The organism is Aeromonas sp. R2-2 (assembly GCF_040908355.1).
GTDB classification, from domain to species: domain Bacteria; phylum Pseudomonadota; class Gammaproteobacteria; order Enterobacterales; family Aeromonadaceae; genus Aeromonas; species Aeromonas veronii.
The window spans coordinates 1-5,083 of record NZ_JBFODQ010000041.1 but is presented as its reverse complement, the minus strand read 5'-3'; the positions used below and the strand labels follow the sequence as shown (position 1 = coordinate 5,083).

Sequence of the window (5,083 nt, the reverse complement as noted above, 5' to 3'; positions counted from 1 at the left end):
ATGGCCTCCCATGAACATGTCGGTGTGAAGGATGACTCCGCCTACGAATATATGTTGAACCTGGCCTTGGAGCTCGATGCCTACCCGCCAACGTTACAGCCCTTGCTCGCAGCAGCAACGCAAGCCGGGGTGAGCTACATCCTGTTTTACAACGACTAGCCACTGCGTCTGTCACTGCGGCCCGGCAGCTTTCGGCAGCCTCGGCACCAACGGACACGACAGCCCAGCACCGCTTATCCACAAACAGCATAAAGGGCCAGCCCTCACTGGCTGGCCCTTTGCATCCAAGGAGTCACCGAACATGACCCGTCTCATCACCGGACTCGAGGTGCATCGCTATGCCCCCGAGCTTAACAAATTGCATCTGCGCAACCGCCAGATGTTACCAGCCCCAGGTATCACCACCATCAAGGAAGCCAAAGCCCGTCTGTTTAGCCGCTGGCAGCCAGGGCATCAGGTGACCATCACAGTAAGTCACCCTGACTACGTCAATCTCTCCCGGCTCTACAGGGGGCGACTGGCAAGCCTGACCGACCTCCCTGCTAACTTGACCAGACTACGCCAGCGCCACAACGTGCCCGGCACCATCATCGACATTGAATTGAGGTATCGCTAATCATGACCACGACAACCACCCACACCCAGGACCAACAACCCGCAGCACCAGACCAACTCACCCGGATTTTTGCACAGTGGGGCTTGCCCCACACCGTGACACCGCGCTTTGGCGCTCGCCTTATCCAAGAGCATCATCGCCTGCACTTTTTGTCAGACCGAGCCTCATTGATTGGCGAATGGGAGGCGGTGGCTATCGACCAGCTTGAAGCTGTTTTCCCAGCCATCATCAAGGAACTGGAAGCCAAATTGCTGACTGGGGAGCTGGATGCTCAGCGCCAGCAACGTATCACCGTCCATCACGGTGGTTTCACCTGCGAAGCCGATGCCCTCGGCAGCCATGGCTATGTCTACGTAGCGATTTACTCTGCGACAAGCATGGACGCCAATCCTGAGCGCCAGGCGTGACCTCCAAAAATGGAATGTGGTAATATTTTTATACCCATTCGTCCGTGATAAGTGTGTGGGTCGTGGGGAAGGCCAATACGTGGCCTTCCCTTTGTTTTTTGTAGCCATCATCCGAACAAAATCACCACCCCATCACCTGACTGCCCCCTACTTTTCCGGTATCATGCGGGCCATGTTTTCCACAGAACCAATTCTCGATATGCCATGTATCGATTGGCTGTGCCTGCACTCAAGCCAAGACGAGACACATGGCAAATCAGACTGTAACCGTGACCTTACCGCCAGTTTGTACGGCGCACTGCATGACCCCGTCTGAAACGTCTGTTCGCCCGCATCCAAGGGGCCGTCACCGATGGCTCATCGTCAATGGGCGGCGCGTCTTCAGATAGGCGCTCTGCATTCACAATGCTATACGTCGCCTCCACGTCTGGTGACGTCGTGGCGCAACATACATCAACAGGAATAACCGCATGACAAGTACTCAACAACGTGCCGCATTACAACGCCAAATTTGGGCCATCGCCAATGAGGTGCGTGGCGCAGTGGATGGCTGGGACTTTAAGCAGTATGTCCTCGGCACGCTGTTTTATCGCTTCATCAGTGAAAATTTCGTCAACTACATTGAAGGCGGTGATGACAGCATCAACTATGCGGCGCTCGCCGATAAAGATATCCCGCTTGAGGTAAAAGTGGATGCCATCAAAACCAAGGGCTACTTTATCGCCCCCAGCGATTTGTTTGTGAACGTCGTCAAAGACGCACATACCAACGAGAGCTTAAATACCGACCTGGCTCATATCTTTTCTGCCATTGAAAGCTCTGCCAATGGCTACCCATCAGAGCGCGACCTGAAAGGGTTGTTCGCCGACTTTGATACAACCAGCAACCGCTTGGGCAATACCGTCACCGACAAAAACAAGCGCTTGGCCGCCGTGCTCAAAGGGGTGGCCGAACTGGACTTTGGTGACTTTGATGGCAGCCAAATCGACCTGTTCGGCGATGCCTACGAATTCCTTATCTCCAACTATGCGGCCAACGCCGGTAAATCAGGTGGCGAGTTCTTTACGCCGCAGCATGTGTCCAAACTGATTGCGCAGCTCGCCATGCACAAGCAAACCCGTGTTAATAAAATTTATGACCCCGCTTGCGGCTCTGGCTCCCTGCTGCTGCAAGCCAAGAAGCACTTTGATGCCCACATCATTGAAGATGGCTTTTTCGGCCAGGAGCTCAATCACACCACCTACAACCTGGCTCGCATGAACATGTTCTTGCACAACATCAACTACGACAAGTTCAACATCCAATTGGGTGACACCTTGCTTGAGCCGCATTTCAGTGATGACAAGCCCTTTGATGCCATCGTCTCCAACCCACCTTACTCAGTGAAGTGGGTGGGGAGTGATGACCCAACCCTGATTAACGATGACCGTTTTGCGCCTGCTGGCGTGCTGGCTCCCAAATCCAAGGCTGACTTTGCCTTTGTGCTGCACGCACTGAGCTACCTCTCTGCCAGAGGCCGCGCCGCCATCGTCTGCTTCCCTGGCATCTTCTACCGTGGCGGGGCTGAGCAGAAAATCAGAAAATATCTGGTCGACAACAACTATGTTGAAACCGTGATTTCGCTGGCGCCCAATCTCTTTTATGGCACCACCATTGCGGTGAATATTTTGGTGCTCTCAAAGCGCAAAACTGAATCAACTACTCAGTTTATTGATGCCAGCGGTCTGTTTAAAAAGGAAACAAATAACAACATCCTCACTGACCAGCATATCGAGCAAATTATGCAGGTGTTCGATAGCAAAGAGAATATCGCGCATTTTGCCAAATCGGTCTGTTTGGATGATATCGTGGCCAACGAATACAACCTGTCCGTAAGCAGCTACGTGGAAGCCAAAGATAACCGTGAGGTTGTGGACATTACCCAGCTTAGCGCCGAACTGAAAACCACGGTGGCCGCCATTGACAAGCTGCGCAAAGAGATTGACCTCATCGTGGCCAAAATCGAAGGAACGGCGATTGAAGAAAGACCGACCGAGGGCATGGACGGCGAAGGAGAGGTAGCATGATGTTAGAGAATAAATTAAACATCACCAATCAGGTTGAACTTGCCAAAGCTGAGGAGAAAATCAGTAAGCAAAAGGCTAAGCAACTTTTCGACTCTGGCGACATTAACAAGGCCGAGGTGGGGAAGTTTTCCGGGCTTAGCTTTATTCACGGCTATCTATTTGGTGACATCTATCACTTCGCCGGTAACATCCGTGACGTCAACATCGCCAAGGGTAATTTTCGTTTTGCACCACTGATGTATTTAGACGTATCGTTAAAACATATCGATGGCATGCCGCAAAGCACCTTTGATGAAATCATCGAAAAATATGTCGAGATGAACATCGCCCACCCATTTCGTGAAGGCAATGGCCGTGCTACGCGTATCTGGCTAGACCTGATGCTCAAAGCCGCGCTTAAACAAGTCGTGGATTGGAATCAGGTAGATAAAGAAGAATACCTCTCTGCGATGCAGCGCAGCGTAGTGAAAGATCTGGAAATAAAGGTCCTGCTAAAACAAGCGCTCACCAGTCAGATTGATGACCGCGCTTTGTTCATGAAGGGTATTGATGTCAGCTATTACTACGAAGGTTATAGCGAATTCAAGACGGAGGAGCTGTAATCATGAGTAATGCTGACTTTATGGAAAAGTTGCTCGATGGTGTTGGTGTGGAGTGGAAGACGCTCAGTGCGGTGGTAAAAACTGTCACGGCCCCCTCAAAGCTCAATAGTCAGGCTTATCGCACTGTGGGAAAACTTCCAATTATTGATCAGGGTATCGAATTCATCGCTGGCTATACAGACGAGGACATAACTCCCGTTGAAGTTGGAGAGTATGTGATTTTTGGCGACCACTCTGAACACATAAAGTACGTAGACTTTCCATTTATCCAAGGCGCTGATGGATTAAAGATTCTTAGGCCAATTTCAGATAATGCCAAGTACATTTACCACGCCTTCCTGAATTTTTATAAGAAGGAGTTGAGTTACAAAAGGCACTGGTCAACTGCGCAGCAGACATTGCTCCCCATCCCCTGCCCAGAAAACCCCAAAAAATCGCTGGAAATACAAGCGGAAATCGTGCGTATCTTGGACGCATTTACTGCGCTTACCACCGAGCTTACCACCGAGCTTACTTCACGGAAAAAGCAATACAACTACTATCGTGACCAGTTGTTGAGTTTTGAAGACGGGGACGTTGAATGGAAGACATTAGGGGATGTCACGAAAAAATGGTATTCTGGCGGAACCCCTACTGCTGGTAGGTCAGAATACTACGACGGTGGCGACATTCCCTGGCTTCGAACCCAAGAGGTTAAGTTCACAGATATCAATAACACAGATGTCAAAATCACTAAAGCGGCGTTAGATAAGACTGCTGCGAAATGGATCCCTGCAAATTGTGTAATTGTCGCAATTTCAGGTGCAACGGCAGGTAGATCCGCGATCAATAAAATACCGCTAACAACTAATCAGCACTGTGGTTGTTTGGAGATTGATAGTTCGAAGGCGCTATACCGTTATGTATTTCACTGGGTTAGTTTTAACTACGAGAATTTAAAAGCACAGGGACAAGGGGCTAGAGGGGATCTCAACTCTACAATTATCAAAAATTTCAGGCTCCCAATACCCTATGCCGATACTCCGCACAAATCACTTGCCGAACAAGCCCGCATCGTCGCTATCCTTGACAAATTCGATGCCCTTACTACTTCCCTCACTGAGGGCCTGCCCCGCGAGATCGAGCTGCGCCAGAAGCAATATGAATATTACCGCGATTTGCTGCTGAGCTTCCCCAAGCCAGAAGCAGTAGATGCGTAACATGAACAGTTTTGTCCAACATGTATTGGTAGGGCGCCAAATCAATGAAGTACGCCCATGGTTAAAGGAAGAACAACATGGTTGATTACACGAATCCCATTGCCGAGACAAATCGCTTTATTGTCCTTGATAAATACACAAAGGTTTGCCAAGTTGCTGAGGGCTATCAAAGTGAAAGCGATCTGGAGCGTGA

At 50.1% G+C, this 5,083-nt stretch carries 5 protein-coding genes; all 5 read left to right on the top strand.

From position 1 onward, the window contains the following. Nucleotides 1–301 precede the first annotated feature (301 nt). A complete protein-coding gene (locus tag AB5Z09_RS07655; RefSeq protein ID WP_368194983.1) occupies nt 302–616 on the top strand; it encodes a hypothetical protein in 315 nt (104 codons plus the stop codon). A gap of 2 nt (nt 617–618) precedes the next feature. Next, complete coding sequence (locus AB5Z09_RS07650) at nt 619–1,023, top strand: type IV toxin-antitoxin system YeeU family antitoxin (RefSeq protein WP_368194982.1); 405 nt, start codon at nt 619–621, stop codon at nt 1,021–1,023. Between the two features lie 470 nt (nt 1,024–1,493). After that, on the top strand, nt 1,494–3,089 hold the full coding sequence (locus AB5Z09_RS07645) for a type I restriction-modification system subunit M (RefSeq protein WP_368194981.1): 1,596 nt from the start codon (nt 1,494–1,496) through the stop codon (nt 3,087–3,089). After that, nucleotides 3,086–3,691, top strand: coding sequence for a protein adenylyltransferase Fic (gene fic, locus AB5Z09_RS07640; protein ID WP_368194979.1), 606 nt, complete (start codon nt 3,086–3,088; stop codon nt 3,689–3,691). The genes AB5Z09_RS07645 and fic overlap by 4 nt, the downstream gene beginning before the upstream one ends. Nucleotides 3,692–3,693: 2 nt before the next feature. Next, the gene (locus AB5Z09_RS07635) at nt 3,694–4,890 is read left to right on the top strand and encodes a restriction endonuclease subunit S (RefSeq protein WP_368194978.1); all 1,197 of its coding nucleotides are present in this window, start codon (nt 3,694–3,696) and stop codon (nt 4,888–4,890) included. Nucleotides 4,891–5,083 lie beyond the last annotated feature (193 nt).

What these genes read in the sequence shown, in the direction of transcription:
- AB5Z09_RS07655 (WP_368194983.1), top strand. Translation starts at nt 302, where the DNA reads ATGACCCGTCTCATCACCGGACTCGAGGTGCATCGCTATGCCCCCGAG.
- fic (WP_368194979.1), top strand. Translation starts at nt 3,086, where the DNA reads ATGATGTTAGAGAATAAATTAAACATCACCAATCAGGTTGAACTTGCC.
- AB5Z09_RS07650 (WP_368194982.1), top strand. Translation starts at nt 619, where the DNA reads ATGACCACGACAACCACCCACACCCAGGACCAACAACCCGCAGCACCA.
- AB5Z09_RS07635 (WP_368194978.1), top strand. Translation starts at nt 3,694, where the DNA reads ATGAGTAATGCTGACTTTATGGAAAAGTTGCTCGATGGTGTTGGTGTG.
- AB5Z09_RS07645 (WP_368194981.1), top strand. Translation starts at nt 1,494, where the DNA reads ATGACAAGTACTCAACAACGTGCCGCATTACAACGCCAAATTTGGGCC.